The 24,738-nt window shown below is 40.3% G+C and carries 20 protein-coding genes; 3 read left to right on the top strand and 17 right to left on the bottom strand.

Going from position 1 to position 24,738, the window contains the following annotated elements:
- Positions 1-172: 172 nt before the first annotated feature.
- The 5 genes from AC1DYB_RS15185 to AC1DYB_RS15165 form a co-directional block, all read right to left on the bottom strand.
- Positions 173-3,301, bottom strand: coding sequence for a PAS domain S-box protein (locus AC1DYB_RS15185; RefSeq protein ID WP_477436149.1), 3,129 nt, complete (start codon positions 3,299-3,301; stop codon positions 173-175).
- 3 nt (positions 3,302-3,304) lie between these two features.
- Positions 3,305-4,591, bottom strand: coding sequence for a serine hydroxymethyltransferase (gene glyA / locus AC1DYB_RS15180; RefSeq protein ID WP_295721314.1), 1,287 nt, complete (start codon positions 4,589-4,591; stop codon positions 3,305-3,307).
- Positions 4,592-4,793: 202 nt separating this feature from the next.
- Complete coding sequence (locus tag AC1DYB_RS15175; protein WP_477436146.1) at positions 4,794-5,090, bottom strand: type II toxin-antitoxin system RelE/ParE family toxin; 297 nt, start codon at positions 5,088-5,090, stop codon at positions 4,794-4,796.
- The gene (locus AC1DYB_RS15170) at positions 5,091-5,324 is read right to left on the bottom strand and encodes a hypothetical protein (RefSeq protein WP_477436144.1); all 234 of its coding nucleotides are present in this window, start codon (positions 5,322-5,324) and stop codon (positions 5,091-5,093) included.
- A 76-nt stretch (positions 5,325-5,400) separates the two neighbouring features.
- Positions 5,401-6,147 (bottom strand): segregation and condensation protein A, encoded by a 747-nt coding sequence (locus AC1DYB_RS15165; RefSeq protein WP_477436142.1) that lies wholly within the window; start codon positions 6,145-6,147, stop codon positions 5,401-5,403.
- A gap of 226 nt (positions 6,148-6,373) precedes the next feature.
- On the opposite strand from AC1DYB_RS15165, the gene dxs reads away from it, so the two are divergent.
- The 3 genes from dxs to AC1DYB_RS15150 all read left to right on the top strand — a co-directional run bounded on the left by dxs (position 6,374) and on the right by AC1DYB_RS15150 (position 11,224).
- Positions 6,374-8,305, top strand: a complete 1,932-nt coding sequence (gene dxs / locus AC1DYB_RS15160) for a 1-deoxy-D-xylulose-5-phosphate synthase (RefSeq protein ID WP_295721399.1) — start codon at positions 6,374-6,376, stop codon at positions 8,303-8,305.
- 464 nt (positions 8,306-8,769) lie between these two features.
- Positions 8,770-9,642 (top strand): ABC transporter ATP-binding protein, encoded by an 873-nt coding sequence (locus AC1DYB_RS15155; protein ID WP_477436140.1) that lies wholly within the window; start codon positions 8,770-8,772, stop codon positions 9,640-9,642.
- 4 nt (positions 9,643-9,646) lie between these two features.
- The gene (locus AC1DYB_RS15150; RefSeq protein ID WP_477436138.1) at positions 9,647-11,224 is read left to right on the top strand and encodes a hypothetical protein; all 1,578 of its coding nucleotides are present in this window, start codon (positions 9,647-9,649) and stop codon (positions 11,222-11,224) included.
- 136 nt (positions 11,225-11,360) lie between these two features.
- Here the strand turns inward: AC1DYB_RS15150 and AC1DYB_RS15145 are convergent, their stop codons facing one another.
- From AC1DYB_RS15145 to AC1DYB_RS15090, 12 genes are all read right to left on the bottom strand, one after another.
- A complete protein-coding gene (locus AC1DYB_RS15145; RefSeq protein WP_477436136.1) occupies positions 11,361-12,950 on the bottom strand; it encodes a gliding motility protein RemB in 1,590 nt (529 codons plus the stop codon).
- 32 nt (positions 12,951-12,982) lie between these two features.
- Positions 12,983-14,119 (bottom strand): GDP-mannose 4,6-dehydratase, encoded by a 1,137-nt coding sequence (gene gmd / locus AC1DYB_RS15140; protein WP_477436134.1) that lies wholly within the window; start codon positions 14,117-14,119, stop codon positions 12,983-12,985.
- Positions 14,120-14,294: 175 nt separating this feature from the next.
- A complete protein-coding gene (locus AC1DYB_RS15135) occupies positions 14,295-14,858 on the bottom strand; it encodes a DUF3109 family protein (RefSeq protein ID WP_295721300.1) in 564 nt (187 codons plus the stop codon).
- 8 nt (positions 14,859-14,866) lie between these two features.
- A complete protein-coding gene (locus tag AC1DYB_RS15130) occupies positions 14,867-15,643 on the bottom strand; it encodes a DUF3108 domain-containing protein (protein ID WP_295721298.1) in 777 nt (258 codons plus the stop codon).
- 158 nt (positions 15,644-15,801) lie between these two features.
- Complete coding sequence (locus tag AC1DYB_RS15125; protein WP_295721296.1) at positions 15,802-16,317, bottom strand: DUF2480 family protein; 516 nt, start codon at positions 16,315-16,317, stop codon at positions 15,802-15,804.
- A gap of 343 nt (positions 16,318-16,660) precedes the next feature.
- Positions 16,661-18,781 (bottom strand): SurA N-terminal domain-containing protein, encoded by a 2,121-nt coding sequence (locus AC1DYB_RS15120; protein WP_477436236.1) that lies wholly within the window; start codon positions 18,779-18,781, stop codon positions 16,661-16,663.
- A gap of 101 nt (positions 18,782-18,882) precedes the next feature.
- Entirely contained in the window at positions 18,883-19,464 is a 582-nt protein-coding gene (gene lptC, locus AC1DYB_RS15115; RefSeq protein ID WP_295721292.1) for an LPS export ABC transporter periplasmic protein LptC, read from the bottom strand.
- Positions 19,465-19,471: 7 nt separating this feature from the next.
- Positions 19,472-20,785 carry a BamG family beta-barrel-assembly machinery protein gene (bamG, locus tag AC1DYB_RS15110; RefSeq protein ID WP_477391709.1) on the bottom strand — a complete coding sequence of 438 codons (1,314 nt, stop codon included), beginning with the start codon at positions 20,783-20,785 and terminating at the stop codon, positions 19,472-19,474.
- Complete coding sequence (locus AC1DYB_RS15105) at positions 20,778-21,521, bottom strand: type III pantothenate kinase (protein WP_477436131.1); 744 nt, start codon at positions 21,519-21,521, stop codon at positions 20,778-20,780. The genes bamG and AC1DYB_RS15105 overlap by 8 nt, the downstream gene beginning before the upstream one ends.
- Positions 21,521-22,213 (bottom strand): phosphoribosylformylglycinamidine synthase subunit PurQ, encoded by a 693-nt coding sequence (purQ, locus tag AC1DYB_RS15100; RefSeq protein WP_477436129.1) that lies wholly within the window; start codon positions 22,211-22,213, stop codon positions 21,521-21,523. The genes AC1DYB_RS15105 and purQ overlap by 1 nt, the downstream gene beginning before the upstream one ends.
- A gap of 159 nt (positions 22,214-22,372) precedes the next feature.
- Positions 22,373-23,359 (bottom strand): DUF6427 family protein, encoded by a 987-nt coding sequence (locus tag AC1DYB_RS15095; protein ID WP_295721284.1) that lies wholly within the window; start codon positions 23,357-23,359, stop codon positions 22,373-22,375.
- A 126-nt stretch (positions 23,360-23,485) separates the two neighbouring features.
- Positions 23,486-24,493: a glycosyltransferase family protein gene (locus AC1DYB_RS15090; RefSeq protein WP_477436126.1), complete on the bottom strand. Its 1,008-nt coding sequence runs from the start codon at positions 24,491-24,493 to the stop codon at positions 23,486-23,488.
- Positions 24,494-24,738: the final 245 nt, after the last annotated feature.

Below are 24,738 nucleotides of genomic sequence, written 5' to 3'. Positions count from 1 at the left end.
ATTAGATCTTTCACTGCGTTCAGGATGACAAACTTTTCAAAACGTCATTCCCTTTTCAGGGTTCTCAGGATTTTACCACTCAAAGACATGGTTTCAGCAACTCCCCGTTATGCAACTTAATCTGCACATTTGAAATCTGCATATCTGCACATCCGCATATCTGCACATCAAATTACTGATGCTGATATCGGCTTAATTTTTCGTAGAGTACTTTTGGGTCAAATGGTTTCAGGATATAGTCGTTCATACCGGCATTGTCTATTTCGCCCATTTGGTTGCTAAGCATTGATGCTGTTAGGGCTATTATAGGCAATTGCTGAAAATACGACCCGGGATTTGAACGAATCACCTGGGTAGCTTCCAATCCTCCCATTTCGGGCATGTGAATATCCATCAGCACCACATTGTAGTTTTGATTAGCTTCTATTTTATTTATCGCTTCAACGCCATTCTCGGCAAAATCTGCGTCTGCGCCCCATTTTTTTAGTATCTTATTGATCAACAAACGATTTATCTGATTATCATCAACTACCAGTACGTTAATTTTCAGTCCTTCTTCCACGTTATTATAATTGCTTTTCAATTGATTATCTGCTCTATTAAAGGTTATCGTAAACCAAAAAACTGAACCTTGCCCGGGCACACTATCCACATTTATCCGTGAATCGTGCAGCTCGATAAGGCGCTTGCTTATGGCCAATCCTAAACCTGTTCCCCCATATTTACGCGTGGTGTCAATATCTGCCTGCTTAAACTGTTCAAATATTAAATTTATCTTGTCAGCCGCAATACCAATCCCGGTATCTGTTATCGAAAACCTAATCCTTACATCTTTATCGCTTTCCTGGATAATCTTCAGATCTATATTTACCCCACCTTCATCTGTAAACTTAACAGCATTACTTACAAGGTTTAGTAATATCTGACTTAAACGGGTACGATCACCTATTATAAATTGCGGTATAGCATCCTCTACAGTTTTGCTAAGGTATATATTTTTTTCGGCAGCTTTATATTGCAGGCTGCTGCTAACGCTTTGTATCAGCTCGCGGATGTCAACCCTAACTTTTTCAAGCTCCACATTACCCGTCTCCATTTTTGCAAAGTCCAGCACGTCATTTATGAGTGTCAATAAATTTTCTGCAGAGAACCGCAATATTTCCAGGTTTTCCTTTTGCGATTCCCGCGGATCATCGTCCCTTAACAGGTGCGACATTCCAATTACGGCATTTAACGGTGTACGGATTTCGTGGCTCATCACCGATATGAACATATCTTTAGCCCTGCTCAGCTGCAATGCCTCCTCTTTGGCGGCAATGAGTTCTATTTCGGCTTTCTTTTTGGCGGTAATATCAATAATTACCTCAACATATTTATCAACCTTGCCATGCCTGTCCAATATCACCGAATTGATGACCGAAACCCATAAAGGCTGTCCGTCTTTTCGATAGATAAGCAGATCAACCTCAAACGATTGCTTATTTTTTGAAAGCTCGCGTGCACGTTGAATGATGGCCACATCGGTAAGCGCCCCTTTTAGTACATCGCCCAGGTGGTTGCCATTTACGTCATTGATAGTGTAGCCGGTAATTCCCTCAAAGGCTTTATTTACCCACTCAACCTTACCGTCGCTATTATTTATTACGATGCCGCTTGTGGCCTTGCTTGCTACTAAAGATAGCAGGGTAACTTCTGCTTCATTTTTTTTCCGTTCGGTTATATCAACCATTACCCCTATTTGCCTGTCAACCTTGCCGGCTTCATTAAATATCGGGCTATTGGATAAGAAGATCCATATTGGGGTGCCGTCTTTTTTATAAACTTTAATTTCAACCTCGTAGGGCTTATTCTCCTTTACGGCTTGTACGGCACTCTCAAATACGGTAAGGTCAGAGTCTTCGCCTAACAGTGAAGTGCCTAATGCTTTTCCCTCCAGTTCGGCAAAGGAGTAGCCAATAACATCTTCCAGCGCTTCATTGGCCCATAAAAAACGGCCCTCAATATCTCGGATAAAGATCCCGCTCGGCGATTTCCTGGCCGCGAAAGATAAGATTTCAAGATCCTGTTCAATTTTTTTCCGGGCCGATATATCAATGATGACCCTTATAAATTTATCAACCTCACCTTCACTGTTGCGTATAACCGAATTTACCACGGTTATCCATAAAAGTTCACCATTTTTGGTAGTTATTAGAAGCTCTGCCTCGTATGATTGCTTGTTATTTATTGAAGCCTGTAATTTTGCTTCGGCGGCAGGATCAACCAACTTACCCTTAAGTGAAGTACCAAGGTATTTATTTTCAACATCGGCAAAGTTAAAACCTGTAATATGCTCAAAGGCATTATTCACCCAAACAACTTCATCGGCAGCATTACTTATCACTACACCATTGCTTACTTTGCTGGCAACTAATGCCAGTTGTTCAACTTCCTGCGATATGCGTTTCTGGTAACTTATATCACGGCCGCTTGCAAACCATTTATTCCCACTAAAAGTAACCGACCAGCTTATCCATTTTATATGTTCAGCAGGGGTCAATAAAACAGCTTCAATATCAAATTTACGTTGCTGCTTGTTTAAACCCTCTTTAAGTATTTTTAATGATCTGACCTTCTCCTCTTCCGGAAAATAGTTCCAGATGGGCTGCCCTATTATTTCCTCCGGACTAAAACCTAAAATTGATTTTGCAGAGCGGTTTACCTGTTCAATATTAAAATGCCTGTCCATAATACAATGAATATCAGGCGAGCTATCAAACAAATCGTAAAACTCCTTATAACGCACCAGGCTTTGCTCCAGCTCATACTTTTGCTTACGCTGAGTAAGGTGCGACATTACCTCATCGGCCAGTGTACGCAGGGCATCCAGTTGCTCATCGCTGAGCTTACGTGGCACCATATCAATAACGCATAGAGAACCCAAATGGTAGCCATCAGGATCAATTAGAGGAGCGCCGGCGTAGAACCGAACATTTTGATTGGTTACAAATATATTATCCTTAAAATCTTCATCCTCCGATGCATCATTTACTTCAAGGATACCACTGTTTAAAATGGTTTTATTGCAAAAAGCACCGGCGCGGGGTGTTTCTCCCTCGCCGGTGCCAAATTTTGATTTGAACCATTGCCTGTCAACATCAATTAAGGTGATCAGGGCAATAGGTACATTACATATATATGATGCCAAACGGGTGATGGCATCATACTCCCTCTCGGGCAACGTATCCAGCACATGGTATGATTTCAGCGCCGCTAAGCGACTTTCCTCATCGTTTATAAGTCCATGTTGCTTGTTTATCATTCTTTATTCTGAGCCATTCTCGCGGTACAACGGATAGTCGTACATTAGTTTATGCACCTTTTTACGAATTTTCTTGATAGAATGTTCATTTTCAGGGTCTGAAATTACTGCATCTATCAGTTCCACAATCACTTCCATTTGTTTCTCTTTCATGCCCCGGGTAGTGATAGCGGCGGTACCCACACGAATACCTGAAGTTACAAACGGCGATTTATCGTCATAAGGAACCATGTTTTTATTGACCGTAATATCGGCAGTCACCAATGCATTTTCGGCAGCTTTACCCGTAATATTTTTATTACGAAGATCAATCAGCATCAGGTGATTATCTGTACCGCCAGATATGATCTGGTATCCGCGTGCAACAAATGCTTCGGCCATAGCTTCGGCATTCTTTTTAACCTGCACAATGTATTTCATATAGCTATCGCTCAAAGCTTCGCCAAAAGCAATTGCTTTAGCAGCAATGATATGCTCAAGTGGGCCTCCCTGCGTACCAGGGAATACTGCCATATCCAACAATGACGACATCATCCTGATCTCGCCTTTTGGCGTTTTTACACCATAAGGGTTTTCAAAATCTTTTCCTAACAATATTAAACCACCACGTGGGCCACGCAATGTTTTATGGGTGGTTGTAGTAACAATGTGGCAATGCGGCAGCGGATCTTTCAACAAACCACGGGCAATAAGGCCAGATGGATGCGAGATATCAGCCAATACCAAAGCACCAACTTCATCGGCCACTTTACGTATAAATTCATAATCCCAATCGCGCGAGTAAGCAGAAGCACCGCAAATGATCAATTTTGGTTTTTGCTCTAACGCAACTCTTTTAAGTTGCTCATAGTCAATTAAACCAGTCTCTTTCACTACACCGTAAAAATGCGGCTCATATAATTTACCGGAAAAATTTACCGGCGAACCATGCGTTAAGTGACCACCATGTGAAAGATCAAATCCTAATATTTTATCGCCAGGCTGTAAACAAGCCAGCATTACTGCCGCATTGGCTTGTGCGCCAGAGTGCGGCTGCACGTTTGCCCACTCGGCATTAAACAACTGTTTAGCACGCTCAATAGCAATGGTTTCAATTTCATCTACTACCTCGCAACCGCCATAGTAGCGTTTGCCCGGTAAACCTTCAGCGTATTTATTGGTAGCAACAGAGCCCGCTGCTTCCATTACCTGCCTGCTTACAAAATTTTCAGATGCTATAAGTTCAATGCCTTCTTCCTGGCGTTGCTGTTCTTCATCCAAAAGCTTAAATATTATTTTGTCTCTTTTCATTGTGTTTAATTAAACGGCGCTAAGTTAGCTAAAAAATAGATTTGAGATGTGAGATTTGGGATTTGAGATGGAAGTAATTTGAGATTTTCCGCGGTTGAAGATTAGCGTAATATAATTTGCCTATCAACAATTTACAACCAATTATTTATTGAAATATGGTTAATTTCTTAATCGGAGAAGAAATTGCAGGCCAACCGAAAGGCTAAAAACGCAATTTAGCAGGATTAAGACGATTATCCCAGAACATCAAAAGCTCGATTGCATTAGGTTGTATTCTGTAAAATAAACTTACCTGCTTTACAACCACACACCGATGAGTGTTACTTTCTTTTGAATACGGATAAAGCAATGGATTATTACGAATATGTTCAATAACCTCGTCTGTGCGTTTCATGAAAGCTTCTAATTCTTTCATAGTCCAGTTTTCATCAAGATATTCAAGCACCTGATAATAAGTAATCTCAGCAACAGGTGACCAGATAATAGTTTGATATGCCATTTACCTTTTAAGGAAACGAGCTTTCATTTTTGACATTACTTCATCGTGCGGAATTCCTTCACCCCGATCAAGCTGATCCCGGGCTTTATCAATAGCTTGTTTTATTTCTACAGGAACATCGGCCCAAAAATCACCTTCTGACAAACCCAGCAATGAGTTTATTTCATTGAGTACACCATCATCATTGCTTTGGATGATCTTTTCAACTATTTTATATTTTAATGAAATATCCATAACCTAAAAGTTATATAAAGATAATAATTCTTAGCCTTAAAGCCATCACCAGTAAAAGATTGATATTGCTTCTGCATCATACATCCTTGCTCGATATCCAGAAATTATTATATCCTAATCCTATTTGTATATCAATAAGTTCCTGCTGCAGCATTTCTAACACTGCTAAAAAATTGTATACAAAGTGCACCTTGTTGTCTGATTCTTTTGCCAGGGCTTTAAAATCGAGCATTTTATTGATCTTAAGCAAATCGGCAACCGCTTTCTTTTGCTTTTCAATAGTGTATGGATATTGTTCTACCGTGTGCTTTACTTCTTCGCTACGGTTAAGATAATTGCGCATCAGTCGATCATGCACCAGCATCAACTTATACAAAGTTATTTCTGATAGTTCCTCGCCCGGTAAAACCACTTTTTCAACCTGTTCCAGATCATGCTTAATATTGCCGCGTTTTTCCTGTTTAAAGCGCTCGTCTTCATAGGGACGCAGCTCATCGCACAGTTCCTTAAACTTTTTATATTCTATCAGCTTCCTGATCAGGTTCTCCTTGGTATCCGTGTCGTCGCCGGCAGCTTCGGCCTCATACCGAGGCAATAGCATTTTAGCCTTAATGCGCATCAGCGTTGCCGCAACAAATATAAATTCACTGGCCAGTTCCATATTAAGGCTGGTCATCTGGTGAATGTAGTTCAGAAAATCGTCGGCTATTTTGGCGATAGGGATATCGTGAATATCAAGCTCATCACGCTCAATAAAAAACAGCAGCAGATCAAACGGACCTTCAAACTGGGGTAATCTTATGGCAAAGCTGTCGTCGGTCATATCTGTGCTGTAAAAATAGGGATGAGAGTCAAGAATCAAGAATTAAGAGTCAAGATTTTTGAATAATTTGTTAGCCAGTACCCGTTAAACTTCTGGCTCGATTCCAGGTTATTGGCCTTCGTTTCCGTTATTTTGACTATCTTCAAAAACAATTAATACATTTTGATGTCCTTTATTTATAAATAATTAACTTACTTTGTAGGTTAAAATACCTTTACAAATGTCAATGCAGGTACCGGCCGGAGATTTATTATCGAATATAAATTACCCATCTGATTTAAAGCAACTTAACGAAGACCAACTTGAAAAAGTTTGCCAGGAGCTGCGCCAATATATTATTGACGTCGTGTCTGTAAACGGTGGTCACTTTGCTGCCAGCCTGGGTGTTGTTGAGCTTACAGTGGCTCTGCAATATGTTTTAAACACCCCGTATGATCAGTTAGTTTGGGATGTAGGCCACCAGGCCTATGGCCACAAAATATTAACCGGCCGGCGCGAAGCTTTCCATACCAACAGAATTTATAAAGGCATCAGCGGTTTCCCCAAACGATCTGAAAGTGAATATGATACTTTTGGCGTTGGGCACTCTTCTACTTCTATATCTGTTGCTTTGGGGATGGCCGTTGCATCGCACTACAAAGGAGAAACCGACAGGCAGCACGTCGCCGTAATTGGTGATGGCGCCATGACCGCCGGAATGGCCTTTGAAGCACTTAACCATGCAGGTATCGAAAACTCAAACCTGCTGGTGATCCTGAATGACAATAACATGTCTATTGATCCTAATGTGGGTGCTTTGAAAGAATATCTTACCGATATTGCTACTTCAAAACCGTACAATCGTTTCAGGGATGATATTGCTCATGTGCTGGCTAAACTATCAGCCATAGGCCCTGATGCTTTCAAAATAGCCCAAAAATTAGAAAAAAGCATTAAAGGTACCCTCCTTAAACGCAGTAACTTTTTTGAAGCTTTAAAATTCAGGTATTTTGGCCCGATAGATGGTCATGATGTAAATCACCTGGTAAAAGTTTTAAAGGATCTGCGCGATATTCCTGGTCCTAAAATACTGCATTGTGTTACTACCAAAGGTAAAGGCTATGCCCTTGCCGAAAAGGATCAGACCAAATGGCATGCGCCAGGCTTGTTTGATAAGATAACCGGCGAAATCAAAAAAACAAAATCCGAAAAACCGCAGCCTCCTAAATACCAGGATGTGTTTGGCATTTCTATCATTGAACTGGCAGAGCAAAACCCTAAAATTATGGGTATCACCCCTGCAATGCCGTCGGGATGTTCCTTAAACCTGATGATGAAGGCCATGCCTAACCGAGCGTTTGACGTAGGTATTGCCGAGCAGCATGCCGTAACGTTTTCTGCAGGATTAGCTACCCAAGGCTTAATACCATTTTGTAATATATACTCCAGCTTTATGCAAAGAGCGTATGACCAGGTGATTCATGACGTGGCCATACAAAAGCTTAATGTAATATTTTGTTTGGACCGGGCAGGTTTGGTAGGCGCCGACGGACCAACCCATCATGGGGCTTATGATATCGCTTTTATGCGTTGCATACCTAACATGACGGTATCGTCGCCTATGAACGAAGAAGAACTGCGCAACCTGATGTTTACTGCCCAGCAGGATAACATGGGGCCATTTGTAATAAGGTACCCGCGTGGCAATGGTGTGATGGTTGATTGGCAACGTCCTTTTAAAACCATACCCATTGGTAAAGGCCGTAAGATATGTGATGGGGAAGACCTGGCTATACTATCAATAGGAGCCATAGGTAACGAAGTAGTAAAAGCAACTGCCGCACTTAACGCTGAAGGATATTTCCCTGCTCATTATGACCTTCGCTTTGTAAAACCACTTGATGAGGCATTACTGCATGAAGTATTCAAGAAGTTTGATAAAGTGATCACCGTTGAAGATGGCTGCCTTGAAGGTGGAATGGGAACTGCCGTATTAGAATTTATGGCTGATAATGGCTACCAGCAAACCCAGGTAAAACGCTTAGGCATACCAGACAGGATTGTAGAACACGGTGAACAACCCGAACTTTGGGCCGAATGTGGTTTTGATGCTGCCAGCATAGTTCAACAGGTTAAAAACTTAGGCATTCAAAGAAGCGAGCATACGATAGCGTCTTAAAAATCTGAGGGGTTATAAACATTACGTTACGACATAAAGTTCGTGGGGCATTTGAATGGCAAATGGTGTTCAAAAAGGGTTATCGTCCTCGGATTTTGCCAAGCCCCTTTATTTCCACAGTTTACATTTGGGCAAGCTCTCACTACTGCATTACCAGAGGATATAAACAGTTTTTCGGAAAATTTGTTGCCTTTTTTTATTCCCTCCCAACGGGAGGGGTGCGGCTGGAATGTGCGCAGAGACAGGGAGGGGTTTCGCCAACATGCCGTCCGCAGCAGTACTTGAACGCCTAATTTAACCCCTACCTTCCCTTCCCCGAGGAAGGAATCGCACATTGCCTCTGCCTTTTATTATCTTCCAAATACTTATCCCCACACACAAACTTTTAATAGCTTGATTAAATTTGCCTCTTTCCCTGTAACTTAAATCTTTAATAAGCATCTTACAGGGTATAAAAACACCCCATGTCCTTAGTCATAAAGAATCTCACCAAACAGTATAATAAACATAAAATCGGGCTTAGCGATTATTCCATTACCATTGAAAAAGGTGTATTGGGCTTACTTGGCCCAAACGGGGCAGGAAAATCAACCCTGATGAAAATTATTGCAACCATTAGTAAGCCCACCACCGGTACCTTATTTTTAAATGGTGAAGATATTGTTGCCCATCCGGATAGCATCCGCAAGATATTAGGCTACCTGCCACAGGATTTTGGTATTTACCCAAACCTTAACGCCTACGAGTTTTTAGCATACATAGCCGCCATGAAAGGTGTAGGAGGTAAAGATTTACACAAACGAATAGATATGCTACTGGAGGGCGTTAATTTAACGGCAGATGCCAAACGACCGATAGGCACCTACTCGGGCGGGATGAAACAACGCATAGGCATTGCCCAGGCCCTGCTGAATGATCCAAAAGTTTTGATTTTCGATGAGCCTACTGTTGGCCTTGATCCCGAGGAACGGGTAAGGTTTCGCCAGTTGATATCTGATCTGGCTGATGACTGCATCATTATCCTTTCTTCCCACATTGTATCAGACATTGAAACCATCGCCGATGAAGTAGCTATTATGAAAAACGGCACATTACTTAATAAAGCCGCCCAGCCAGATATCATTAAACTGGTTGAAGGAAAGGTTTTTGAAGTAGTGGTGGATAATAATGCCTTGGCAGCAATAAAAAGCAAACACCAGGTTATTGATACCAGCAGGCAAAAAGAGCAAACAAAAGTTCGTTTTATTTCTAAAACAAATGAACCGGAACCTGCCGCCACTTTAGCAAACGCCACTTTAGAGGATGCTTATTTATTTTTAACACAAAATAACATCTAAAATAGTGAGATACATATATAGCATTATAAAAGCCGATTACCTGCAGCGCACACGCAGCTATGCTTTTTTAATCACACTGGCTATTACTTTTTACGCGGCCTATTCTTTTGTACCTCCTCCTACAGCATCTTACACCACACTAAACATAGTAGGCTATAAGGGAGTTTACAACTCGGCCTGGGTGGGTTATGTTTCTGGAATGATGACTGCCATTATGCTTTCCTTATATGGCTTTTTTTTAGTGAATGGCGGCATAAAAAAAGATATTGAAACCGAAGTAGGACTAATAATAGCTACCACACCTATAACCAATTTCGGTTATCTGATAAGCAAGATGTTCAGCAATTTACTGGTATTACTAACCATTGCGGGTTGCACTTTTGTGGTAAGTATCATCATGTTTTTTGTACGCACGAGTGGCTCGCCATTTATCATCGGCAACTTTTTAATCCCGTACCTGCTATTTGTGGTGCCCGCTATGTTTGCAATATCGGCCCTTGCTGTTATTGCCGAAGTATTTTTGGGCAAACGGAGTATATTACAATACATTGTGTTCTTTTTCTTTTTCGGGATACTGATGGCTAATGTTAACGGACAGAAAAACGAAACGCTGGCTGTTTTAATAGATCCTTTTGGGGTACGTACCATGACAAACAGCATCAAAAACCAGGTTAACACCCAGTTTCATGAACATATCACTGCGGTTAACCTGGGCTTTACCTTTGCCCGAAAACGAGCATTTCAAATTTTTGAATGGAATGGAATAACCATAACCAGCCTGTTCTTGTTTAGCCGCTTGCTATGGATATTTTTTGCGTTCGGCGTGGTTTACCTGTCGTCGCCTTTCTTCCATCGCTTTGATTTTAACCAATCGGCTGGTAAAAAGAAAAAGACTTCAACTGGTGAGCATCAAAACATTACTCCGGCATTTGCATCAACAGGTATTAGCCGCGCGCTTATGCCGCCTTTAGTTACCGATTATGGCATACTTCCGTTTATAAAAACAGAATTGCTTTTATTGGTACGAAAAGGCTCTAAATGGTTTTGGCTTGTAATTGGCGGCTTATCACTAAGCATGCTTTTTGCACCAATAGGTGTGGCCCACGCCTATTTACTGCCTGTTTTGTGGTTTTTGCAAGTAACCCGCTGGTCGGAGCTGGCCACTAAAGAAGAAACCAACAGGCTGCATTATTTTACTTATGCATCCTACAAACCCTTGCAGCGTATGCTGCCCGCCCAAATACTGGCGGGTGTAATATTGGCCATAGTACTGGCATTGCCTTTAATACTGCGTTACGCCCTGGCCCTTGATGGTTATTCCATCATCAACATTATCAACGGAGCTATATTTATTGTTCTATTAGCCGTTTGTCTTGGGATAGTAAGCCGCGGCAAAAAATTATTCGAGATATTGTTCTTTTTACTTACTTATACGCTTACACAAAAGATTCCATTTGCAGATTACCTGGGCGCGGTAACTCACGATAGCCAGGTTGTTTATATGGCTGTTGTATTAGGCTCGAATGCCGTTTTGGGATTGATCAGCTTTGCGGTAAGGAATTATCAGTCCAGGCATTTGTAGATAATTGTATTCCAACAAGGTTTTTTATACATATTGAAAAACTGATAAAGAAACCTACAAAACTTTTGCACCCTTATGAAGTATTAAATACTACATAAGGGTGCAAGGCTAAATTCTATATACCATTGCAAACTCATCAATGAGCTTTATAACTTGCCAAATCATTATATATGCTGCGGAATGAGCTGCGGATACCTAAAGTCACCATACCTGTTTTATCATCGAACTGGCTGTTTTTTTCGGAACGATAAAGACCTCCAAGTTCAATACGCAGGTTATATTTAGGATTGATGAGATAGGCTATTTTACCTTCCAGGAAAACCATATTGGTGGTTAAACCCTGTCCTGTGTAATTACCTGTTTGCCTGGAAGGATCAATGTAAAGCTGAAAAAGATCTTTTCCATAGTTCTGCCCGTTAATATCTAAACCATAGTGGCCGTAGTCGGCTTCGCCAGAAAAGTCAAACCTTTTGTAGGAGTAATTTAACAAGCCCACCACCTCACGAAAGTTGGCACCCCAAGGGTGAGCAAGTGGTTCACCATTGTCTGTATAGTTTTGTACCGAACTACGTTCAGAATAGGTATATGGTTTAACATTGTTGGTTTCTAACAGGTAGTTAAGTCCCTTTACAGCAAACAGGTTTGCTCCTCTTAAACCAACTTGCCATCCATATTTGTTCCTGGAGCTGCCATTACTTGAAAAGAAACTTGAACTTTCAAATTCATCCAATGCAAATTGAGCATATGCTGTAACACCATCGCTTATTTTGTATTTACCGGTAAAACCTAATAAGGCATTATCGGGCGATCCATTGGATGCTTCAACCGGTCTTAAAAATATAAGGGGATTAACATAGGTAAAATCAAATCCACGCTGATGCCCCGCATCATCCTTTGCTCCCCATATAACAGAGTCAAAAAAGCCGAACGACAAACGGTTGCTTACATTCCAGTCTAAATAATGAAACACGGCAAATTTCTTTCTGTCGTTGTTATCAACACGGGCCGACAACGGATCATCCATATATGCCCACATAGCCATGTATTTAACGTTCCCCAGCGTAGCAGTTACTTTAAAAAACGGATATGGAGAGGCATAATCAGACAAAAGCTCAGACCGGTAGCCATCGCCGATAAATGTTTTATCACGGCCCGCAGTTATATTAAAATATTTGCTTGGTGTGTAGGATACCAATGCCGTAATGTACGACCAACGGTACTCGCTGCCATAAAGACTGCCATAAGCCTGTCCGCGCGCTATACCCACCTGGTTGGTATACGTTGCCAGGTATTCTGGTAGTTGAGCCCTGTTTTCATAAGCACTCACGTTATAGGAAAACTGGTTGCCAAAGGTACCGCCTACCTGCAAGCCTAACGAGCCGAAGCTGGTATTCTTTTTGCCTGAAAAATCTCTGCTTAAGTTAAAATCGGGTAACAGATCCGCATAGAAAGTAGAGTTACTTCCCTTCACATCAACCTGGTGTTCACTAAAAAATCTGCCTTTAAAATCGCCAATGCTGTTCATTAGTGAATCGTAATGATGTTTCAATAATGAATCATCACCAAAAAAAGGCTTTAAAGAACTATGAAAACGGGTTTTAGTGGAGTAAACATCTTCGTTTAGCTTTTGATAAAACTGGTATGAATAAGGTTGATAAACAGATTGAGCTTTCACAATTCCACCTGTTAAAACCAATAGTAAAATGCTGGTAAAAATTTTCTTCATATATGTAGAATTGCTATAAATCCTTTTATTGCTTATTCAAAATAATTAAGTGTTGTAAACCCACCTTTTTTCAAGTATTCGTCTTTTTTAATTAAATGCAGGTCTGATTTCATCATATCAGTAACCAATGCCTGCAAGTTATATTTAGGCTTCCACCCTAATTTTTCAAATGCTTTTGAAGCATCACCAATTAACAGATCGACCTCTGTAGGCCTAAAGTATTTAGCGTCTACCTTTACAACCGTTTGTCCAAATTTTAAGGCTTCCAGGTTAAGTCCAAGCTCCGAAGCTTTTTCCTGGTCAATATCAATGATCACGCCGCGTTCATAGGCATCTTTTCCGCTAAACTCCACTTCGATACCAAGCTCATTAAAAGCCATTTTTATAAAATCGCGAACAGTAGTGGTAATCCCGGTAGCAATAACAAAATCCTCGGCTTTATCTTGCTGCAGCATCAGCCACATCGCTTCAATATAGTCCTTTGCATGCCCCCAATCCCGCTGAGCCGATAGATTACCCACATAAAGGCAATCCTGCAGGCCTAATGCTATTTTTGAGGTGGCACGTGTAATTTTACGGGTAACAAAGGTTTCGCCGCGTATAGGGCTTTCGTGATTAAATAAAATGCCGTTACAGGCATACATGCCGTAAGCTTCCCTGTAGTTTACAATAATCCAATATCCATACATTTTAGCCACCGCATACGGCGACCGTGGATAAAATGGCGTAGTTTCACTTTGTGGTACCGCCTGCACCAAGCCATATAGCTCAGATGTTGAAGCCTGGTATATACGTGTTTTTTGTACAAGGCCCAATAACCTTACCGCTTCTAAAATACGCAGAGTACCAATACCATCGGCATTAGCGGTATACTCTGGCGTATCAAAACTTACCTTAACATGGCTTTGTGCTGCCAGGTTATAAATCTCATCGGGCTGTACTTCCTGTATTATCCTGATTAAATTGGTTGAATCCGTAAGATCGCCGTAATGAAGTTTAAACTTTACATTGGGTTCATGCGGATCATGATACAAATGGTCAATCCTATCGGTATTAAATAAGGAAGAGCGCCTTTTAACACCATGAACTTCATAGCCTTTTTTTAGCAGAAACTCGGCTAAATAAGCGCCATCCTGTCCTGTAATACCTGTTATTAAAGCTATTTTCATTAATATTAATTCACAAATACTTATAACTTACAATATTATCCAAATTAATTGTAAAATCGGGCAAAGCGAAACACTTATGCAGGCTAATAATTTATTCAGACAAGATTCTCCTCAACATAAGGAACAGAAATGAACTTTGTTTTGAAATAATAAAAGGATGTTATTAAGCACCGCCTCAGCTTCCGGCTACCTCGTCCTCAAGCTCCTGGTACCACTCAGCTCCATACTTACGAATCAGCGGGCCTTTCAAAAACTCGTGGACACGCACTTTCAATTCGTCGCCAAAAGAACATGCAGGGCTGCAAATGCTCCATCGATCATAATTTAACACATCAAATTCGGGGTACGCAGTGATGCGGATAGGATATAAATGGCAGGAAATTGGCTTTTGCCAGGTAATAGCACCTTGCTCATAAGCTTTTTCTATACCACATTTAGTAACTCCGTTTTCCCAGATAACGTAAGCACACTCTTTGTTAACATCAACACATGGAGTAGTATAATCACCTTCAAAATCCGTTACATAGGTTCCAACAGCTTCGATAGTTTTGATACCCTTGGCGGTAAGATAAGGTTTTACTTTAGGATAGATCTCTTTTAAAATATCAAGTTCATCTGCATTTAATGGCGCGCCCGAATCGCCTTCCAGGCAGCAGGCTCCTTTGCATTTATTTAAATTGCAAACAAAATTTTCCTTTACAACATCTTCGTGTACTAAAACACTACCTACCTCAATCATATTTAATTTTACTTCTTTATTGGATTTAACGGATACTTCAATCCGCTTGCCGACTGCAGATCCATTGTGATACTACCTAAAATTACTTCAACATGCGCCTTTACAGGGATCCTGTTGCCATCATTGGTGATCCAAAGGTACAACTTACTATCTTTCCTGAAAATACGGCCAGGAATAATTGTTGGATTAAATTTCAGGCAGTTAAATGTACCCATACTGCACTTCACCGTCTCGGTACCCACATAGGTAACGCTTAGCGTATGGAAACCATCTTCCAAAAAGTATTGCATTTCAAATGTTTCGCCTATTTTTACTTTTGAAACATCAATAGTACGGGCAAAATAATAGGCCGATACAAAATCAAAGGTTTTGCCCGTGAACGGAAATACACCTTTATTGGCAGTTACTTTACTATCCTTTTGATCAAAGCTTACGTTATCACTATGTTTCCATTTCCCTTCGTGCCTGTTCTCGGTGTAAAAATATGGCTGCAGGGTAGTTTGATCTACATATGATTCATATTTATTGCGCACTTTATAAAAGATATCAAAAGTACCTGCCGTTTTACCTTCGGCTATAAGGTGAAAGGCCGGGCCAGGAAGTTTTTTATCACTTGCTTCCACGCGAATATCGGCGGCAGCGGCGGTAAAAAAGCCATATTGCATTTTATAACTCAGCTTTTCGCCAATTTTAAACACGGGCTCGCTAATTTTGCTAAGCTCCTGAGAAAACACAACAGTGTGGCATAATATCAATAACAGCGAGCAGGAGAAGTATTTTTTCATTAATAGAGTTTGCTTTTTAATAAAGCTGTTTTTGTAAAACAGATTTAGTCGGCATGCTGATATGACACCTACTTATATAAATGGTTTAAATCCATTTTTGTTGTGCACGCATGCAAATACTAAACTATGGCTCACCTTATTAATCAAAAATAACTTCATTAATCCTTGCGCTTATAGATAGGCACGGTTGAACAGGGCTCCCCAAACATAATACTTTTAACTATTGGGGTTAACCTTTTTGTTAATTCAACATAGGCCGAAACCGGCACAGCGGTATCGCCGCAACCTTTTAACACAACACGCTGACCACTGTATTGCTCCAGGTCGGCCTTGGCAATTTCTTTTTCAAACAGTACGGTTTCCAACACAGCCATGTCGCCAAAAACTATCTCGCGGGCGTAGGGGGCCATCCGGTTTGCCAGCAGCATATAGGCCCACGTTGGTACTATGGCATCGGCAGAGCAGGTGATGCCTACGTTTTTGCCTTCGTATTGTGTAAAGTCATGCTCCTTTATAAAATCCCTCAGATCTTTTTCCCGCAGCATTAACCCGTGAAACAGGTTATCTTTAATATCATAAATAACACGTTCGCCGGCCGGATAAAAAGCAGCAGGATCTAAAGTAACCAAACCACTTTGTGCAACCTTATTTACTATATTTTCCTGTATATCCATAATATTAAAAATTCAAAGTCCTTAAACACTAAATTCAAAAAGCTGTCTAAATCATTCCCTGTGATTACGAGGCACGCAGCAATAACGAATTTACAATAATACATTTTTGTCATCCTGAACGCTTGAAGGATCTGTTATTCGCCATGCACCTTCGCCCTGCAAAGTCTGCGAATAGATCCTTCGTTCCTCAGGATGACAAACCTTTAATTTTTCGCCCCTTATCGTACACCGGATTTTATACCTCCAATGACGGTTTCTTTTATTTCTCAGACAGCTGTAAACAAAAAAATCCGGGAACAGTTATAAAACGCTGTTCCCGGATACAAAATTACGCTTATTTATATTATAACAGTTTAGCCCTGTTATCTTTTACAATAGCATTATCTTTCAAGGCATCCAATACCTGGCCTTGTGCACGTTGTACCAATGCCTGGCCAATTTGTTGTTTCTGCCTTACGTTATTGGTAAGCGGTGCAGGATTGGTAAATCCATCAACAAAATATACAAATACACCTTGCTGACCGTTAACCGGTTTTGAAAGCTTATTTGGCTGTGATCCAAAAATTGAACCTATAACCTTGTACTCTGCAGCTTGACCTGGGATAACCGGGTTAGCAAAAACTATGTTTTGTACAGGAACCGCTTTTGTACCAGCCTTTTGAGCTACCTGATCTATCGAAGATGATCCGCTTAAAGCAGCCTGGAATTTCTCATCCAGTTGTTTAGCTTTTACTTCGTTACGTACAGCTGGTTCAATTTGTTTTTTAACAGCGTCAAGTGTCAGCGTACCTTTTGGTTTGATCTCAGTTAAACGAGAAATGATATATTGATCACCTACAGTAAATACTTTCTCAGTTAAATCGCCTTTATCTGATTTAAATGCCCATCTAACAACGTCACGTGCATTATCCAAACCTGGCAGGCCAGATGCTGTACCGTTAAGATCTTCGGCATTGTTAATTTTCAAACCTTCCTTTTTAGCTTCTGCCTCAAAGTTGTCTTTTGTTAAAGCTCCTAAAAATCCCTGCGCTTTGCTGTAAGCTACAGTTTGTGTCTTGCTGCTTGCCTGTATCGGTTTATCAACAATAGCAACTTTAACTACTTTAATAGAGCCTTTTTGATCCTCTACCTGGATAAGGTGCACACCAAACTGAGATGTAACTACAATCAGGTCGCCTTTATTAGCTTTAAACGCAGCGTTAGTGTACTCGGGAGTAATTTGTCCCTGGCCACTCATTGCACCGTTAACGTCAAATGCTGGTATATCGCCACCTTTTACAGCGCTACCTCTGTCTGTTGAAAAAGTAGTTGCCAGCTCGGCAAATGATTTACCACCCTGAATCAGTTTTTTAATTGAATCGGCTTTCGCAATTGCTTTTTCAATACCACCTGTAGTAGCAGGGTTAATTAATATATGTCTTGTTTTAACAGAATCAAAAGTAGTTTTAACCTCACTTAGCTTAGCAATTTTATAGCTGCCGTTTGATACATACGGACCATAAACAAAACCTTTAGCCGCGTTGAACATTAAAGTATCAAGCTTTGGCTCAAGTGTTCCCTTTTTTTGGAAGGCAAGCGGGTTTTTTGTTTCAGAATTGATCTGAACAAAAAGCGAGTCATTGTTGGTTACTTTAATGCTATCAACCAATTTATTAACCTCGGTTTTGATAGCCGCGCTATCTTCTTTTGAAGGTGCCGCGTTAAAGCTTACATATTCAAATGATCTTACTTCCTGTGGGTTTTTAAATTCAGCTTTGTGAGCATCATAATATGCACTGTAATCAGCATCACTTAAAGTAACCTTTGAATCTGCAATAGATGCATAATCAAGGGTTGCGTATTTAAAGCTAACCAGTTTGTTTTTTGCCAGGTAATCATCATTAGCCTCCAATGAGTTTACATATAAACCATTGGTAACAATGTTTACATATTTCATTTGTTGCTTAGCTACAATTAGCTGTTTTAAGAAATCAGCCCAGGCTTGTTTTTGAGCAGGATCTGCTTTTGAGGATGATAAGTAAGCTAAGAACTGGTTCAGCTTATTCCTGTCAAACGCACCGGTTTGCTGATCGGCAAACTGACGGGCAATCTGTGGGTCGGGAGTATTACCGCTAACCATGTTAGTGCTTTCGTCATCACCAACAGTTAAACCTAATTTTTCAACTTCTTTTTTAAAGAGCAGGTCACTCAATACTTGATTCCAGGTTGTTTCCTGAATGTAGCTGGTGATCTGGGAAGAAATATTTTGCCCTGACTGTTGTTTAAACTGGTTTGTGTTTTGCTCCAGTTTTTTATTAAACTCATCATACGGAACTTTTTCGCCGTTTACTACGGCAAGTTCATTATTATCGTCCTTAAAAAAGGAACCGCCTGATCTTACAACCTCGCTTACAATAAAAGCAAGAAGCGCAAACCCTATAAAGAATGCGAGAATTGTCCCCATTCGTTCGCGCAAGAAACCCATTATACCCATTTCTGTAATTAATTATATTCTTTTTAAAGAGGGCGCAAGATACAATTTTTAGTAAAATTCTATAACACAAAATTTTCCTGAAAAAATTAACATCATTGTGTCACTTTTTCATCTACGTGAAAGATGCCCGTGCTACTTTTAAGTGTGGGGTGTAAAAATTTATCGTCGCTCTCAAAACTATCTCCGTTCATTACATTACCGCCAGCCATAGTTACCTGAACCGGCTTATGCGAATACACCTTTTTAGTTGCCTGGTCCCAGTACAATTCATCAGATTTATAAGTTTCGCCCTTGGCATTGGTGGCCACTACATTTTTATGAAACTCAATCAGCTTTTGATCATCATGGGATATGCCCGTATCGGCAACAATATTACCCGATTCCTTTAATGTTTCCTTGTCGTAAAATATAACCTTTACGCCATGTGGCATTAATTTATAGGGCTTTTTGGTTTGATACTGCAACATCAATGGAGTTATCAGGTGCAGTTGAACCCGGGCAGAATCGCTCATGATTAAATCAACACCTTTTGTGGGTGATACTACCACCCCCATCTCTGTAGATGCTATTTCTTTAACCTTATTCAGGTCATTTACACATGAGGATATAAAAATGGCAAGCAGGGGCAACAACAGCAGGCGCAAGCCCTTTATATGTTTTACCCCGCTAAGCATATGTTTATTAATCAAATTTATATTTCGTGAACCACCTGTCGTTAAGCGTGAAGCCCAGGTGCAGATTAATGTAGTTTTCTTTAACAAGCCCGTTTACCAACGATCCCCTTTGACCTAACTCGGCCGAAATATTGATCTTATAAAAACTACCATTACTTGGGCGCAAAGGCAAACCTAAACCTGCGGTAATAGCGTATTTTTTTATCCTGGTATTATTAACGGTCATATAAGTTTCGTCGTAAATACCGCCTATACGATAATCAACCGTGGCCAGGTAGTTACGAATAGTGGCAATGTTTGGCGTATACTGCGCACCCACATTAAAAGTGCGGCTGTTTACCAAGCCCTGGTTTACATTAGATATACTCAGATCAGACCACTGGCCCATTGAATAATCGGCGCCAACCAAAAACTTGCCATCATTTTGGAATGAGATACCAAAACGGTTTATCTGCGGAAGCTTTAACTTTCCTTTAGCATTTTGCCTGTTTACAACACTATCAACCGCAATATTGGGATTGCCACTTGCATCATTTGTATACTGGCTTACAATGTAGCTGGTTTGCGAATTAAGCTTTGTACCTGCTGAGGCAGAGTAGCCCAGGATAAGGTGTTTGGTTTCAGAAAAATCAAACGAGTATTGCAAACCGTAATCGTAATTTAAACCACCGATAGCATTGCTTTGTTCAATTTTTGAATTTAGCGTACCGGCCAGGCCAGGAATTTCGGTTGTGCTTACATCCTTAATATTACCAAATATATAAGATACGTTACCACCCAATAATAAATGCTTGCCTATACCAAAACCATAACCCAAATACGCTTTTGATAAACCACCATCACCACTGTAGTTATAATTGGTTACGTTGGTATCAACAGGCGAAGAGGAGCCTAAATTTTTAACAGATTTTTTATAGTTATAACCGCGCTCGCTATATGGCAGCAAACCAAAGCTAAGTGCCGACTTTTTGGTTACCGGTATACCAAAAGCAATGTGGCTAAGCCTGAAGTTTTTATTGCTTTGGGTGGCCTGCCCTGTTTGGTTTAAGGTTGAAAAGTTACTGTAAATACCAACATCAATAACAGTTATACCAATGGCGCCGTATGATGCAGGGTTTATAACGTTTATATTATTAAATAAACTTATCCTGTTTGTTGCCACACCAATACCGCCAATACCTATATTTTGAGGCATTAACTGTGGGTCGATATCGCCCAAACCGAACCTTGAATATGGAGAGCTTGTGGTAGATTGAGAATGTGCTGCAAATGCAATAACAGCAAATAAAAGTGTTAAAAAAAACCTGGTATATTTAATCATTATGCTTTTGTATAGCTGCGTTTAATCCTTTTAAAACCAAATAAGGTTCAATTTTTATATAGGGGGCAAAGATGCTATTTTTTAGTAGCGTATCAAAAAAAATACTGTCGCCCCCGCTCAGTACAATATTCAGTTGGGGATTGTTGGCTTTATAGCTTTCAATAAACCCGGTTAGCTCATATTTTATACCGTTTTGTACACCTGAGCGTATGGCGGTTTCTGTGTTATTGCCGTACTCCGCGGTAAAATCAGCATCGGTATTTATTAATGGCAAACCCGCTGTATAATTATTAACAGCCTTATAACGCATATTTAAACCCGGTGATATACTGCCTCCAAAATAATTGCGGTTGCTGTCAACATAGTCATATGTTATACAGGTACCACCCGCAATAACCAGGCTATTTTTGCCCGGGTACATGTAGCTGGCCCCTATTACGGCTGCCAATCTATCGGTACCAAGTGTATCAGGAGTTAAATAATGGTTGTGTATACCACTGGTCATCAAATTATTAAAATAAACCAGGGATAGTTTTTTTTCTAAACCGGCTTGCCAGGGTTCAACGCGCTTTTTTACCGATGAAATTATTGCCCTGTCAGCTTCATACTTATTTAATAGTTCATCAAGCCAGCCTGCATCAACATGTTCAAACTGCTCAACCATAAGCAGCTCATCAAGCTTAAAAACCGCAACCTTTGTTAATGTGTTACCAATATCGATAACCAGGTTGGTCATCAGGCCCTTACTATTGATAGTATAGATTCAAATATTGCCAGCCCATCTTCATTTGCCAATAAACTATCAGCAGCGCGTTCCGGGTGAGGCATTAAACCAAAAACATTACGGCTCGCATTACAAACACCAGCAATATTCTGTATTGATCCGTTAGGGTTTGCATCTTCAACGATGTTACCAAACTCATCGCAATACCTAAATAATACCTGCTCATTATCATTAAGCCTTTTAATTACATCGGCATCGGCAAAATAATTACCCTCGCCATGTGCAATAGGGATCTTATATGCCTGCTCCTGCTCTAAACCGGCTGTAAGTAATGATTTGGTTGTTTGTGGCTTTAAATAAATATTGCGGCAAATAAACTTACGGTTTGTATTGTGCAACAGAGCCCCATCCAGTAAACCAGCTTCGGCCAATATCTGGAAGCCGTTACAAATACCCATTACATAACCACCTTTTGCAGCAAATTGTATAACCTCCTGCATAATTGGCGAAAAACGGGATATGGCACCTGAACGAAGATAATCGCCAAATGAAAAACCACCTGGTAAAACAACAAAGTCAACACCCTGCAGGTCATGATCTTTATGCCATAACCTTACAACCTGCTGGCCCATTATTTTTTCTAATACGTATATGATGTCTTCATCACAGTTAGAGCCTGGAAATATAACTACGCCAAATTTCATTTGAATTGTTTTATTGTGTAATAATTGCCTTTAAAAAGACACCCAACAGGGCATCTATTTTTTAATATCATTTGCTTTTACGTTCATGTAAACTACAGCTAATGATGGTTTCGCGTTACAAAACTAATATAACCGCTGAAATTTGAACGAATGTAAAAGTTAAAATTTGTTAAACTGGAAGTAGATGATGCTGATTAGCAGCAATAAAAACAGGCTTTCGTAAAACCATTTTTTTTTCGCGTATAAAAAATAATAGGCAAAAAACACCGCAGCAGGCGCTATACACAATAAAAAATGGTTAAGGTGGAAAGATGAATTAACATAAAATGAAAAGCCTGTTATTAAAAAAATAAAAAATAACAGCTGAAAAGATTTACGGATCTGTACGTAACTTTTAAAGAAATTTTGCTGCAATTTAAAAACACAGAGCACTAATATGAGCATAACCGGTATCAGCAGCAGGTAGTTTAAAGAATTTATGCTGATATGATCCGGAAACTTTTTTGCCAGTGGAAGCCAGATTCTGTAAAAAATGGAGATCCTGTCGTTTAAAAAGTAAAACACCGCTAAAAAGAAAAAAATGGTACCATAACCTAAAACTCCTGATATCCACTCGCGCCAGTTAAAGGGTTTAAAAAGAATAAGTCCTATCCATATAGCCAAAAACAAATAGATAAAGGGGAAATAAAGAAGCGATCCCAATGCTACTATCATACCCACATCATATGATATTGATTTGGCATCGTCGCCTTTATACAAGCTCATTAGTTTAAAAAGCATCCAGATCAACAGAAAATTACAGATGAGAGGAGCGCTCAAAATTAAAAACGGCGAAAACAACCCTGATAATGTTACATACATTAACGCCGGTAAAAAAGAGGGCTTACCTAATAAATTATAGCGGTTTACTAAATAGTTGAGTAATAAAGCCTGTATAAACACCAAGGCGGCAGCCAAAAATATATTTACCCCGGCCGAAAACGCGTACTCATACGCCACGGGCACCAATAGTCGCGCAAATGGTTCAACAAATACAAATTCAACCTTATCGGGCACATGCAGCAAATAGCCCACCCGCGACAGGAACAGCACCACAACCAGCCACAAAATATTCAAAGGATTAAAAGAGCGGAAAGCCTGGATCATATACGGCGATAATTTGCGGGGGTAAAATTAGTACAAAAAGCGAAAAGAGTGGTAAGAGTTTTCTGTGCAAATGAGGAGAAGAGATTAAATCGCTGCCCGTTTTAGATCTCCCACCTGCATCATCCCTTACACCATAATACTTTGCGGTCTTGCGTATTGCTTTACCAAACTATCAACTATTTGCGCCGTTTCATCCGGAAAATCAACTACAATCTTCTTATCGTCATGAATCCACTTATTTAAATAGCCAACAAAGTTTTCATTAATCTCGGCAACCACAGGCACTCCCATTTTTGAAGCGGCGAGGGCATTGCATTGCTGCTCATACTGTCCCTTCATGGGTATCATCATTACCTTCTTTTTCAGAAAAAGAGCTTCGGCGGGGCCTTCAAAGCCACCGCCAGTAAGCAGGCCTTCGCAACTGGCCAGGCTTTTATTAAATGCCTCATTATTTACCGGGAAGATCTCAACGTTGCCGGATTGAAAATACGTTTTTTGTCGTTTTGAAAATATCTGCCATTTAACATCACTTACTTTACTTAAGTATTTAAGCAATGTTTTATCATCATAAGCTGGCAAATAAACGCTGTAATGCCCCAGGTTACTGGTTTCCATCTGCCGAATTTCGCTGCGGATAACGGGTGTGTTTATAAAATTGTCATAGCGCTCAAAATGGAAACCCACATGATAGGTAGTGGGCGAATAATTTTTTAGCAGCCACTGGGCAAAAGGATCTTTCTTTTGAGGTCGCGGCGTATTTGGCGATACAAAGGAGCATTGATGACTTAATGACACGGACGGCACGCGATGAATTTTACAGGCCCAGGCGCTCACCGGTTCAAAATCATTAATGATGAGGTCGTATTGCTTTAAGGGCAGACTATACAGATCGCGTATAAACTGGCGCAGGTTCATAATTTTCCAGGTTGCCCAGTTATCAACGCCGCCATTGGTACCAAATACAAAGCTAACGCCATGAAATTTGTACTTAAGGGGCTGAGCCAACGACACTTCGGCCTCGGTACCGCTTACCAGTAAATCAACCTCGCCATATTGCTGCAACAAAGGCACAATTTCGCGGGCCCGGCTTATATGCCCGTTGCCGGTTCCCTGTATCGCAAACAATATTTTCATGTAGATATAATTAGGGGCAATTTAGTAAAAGGAAATGTTTTGGGGAATGAAAAAAATAGTTCAACTATATTTTCGCGCTAAAACGCAAAAAGAGGTTTGACTTTGACTATTGATCTTCTCTAATCGTCATTGCGAGGTATAAAATCCCCGAACTCTGCAAAGAGAATAGACGTTTTAAAAGGTTTGTCATCCTGAGGAACGAAGGATCTATTCGCAGATTTACAGAGCGAAGAAGCATGGCGAAT

It is taken from the genome of Mucilaginibacter sp. P2_A4, assembly GCF_056405015.1.
Note: the sequence above shows the minus strand (reverse complement) of the source record. Positions and strands in the feature narration are given on the sequence as shown.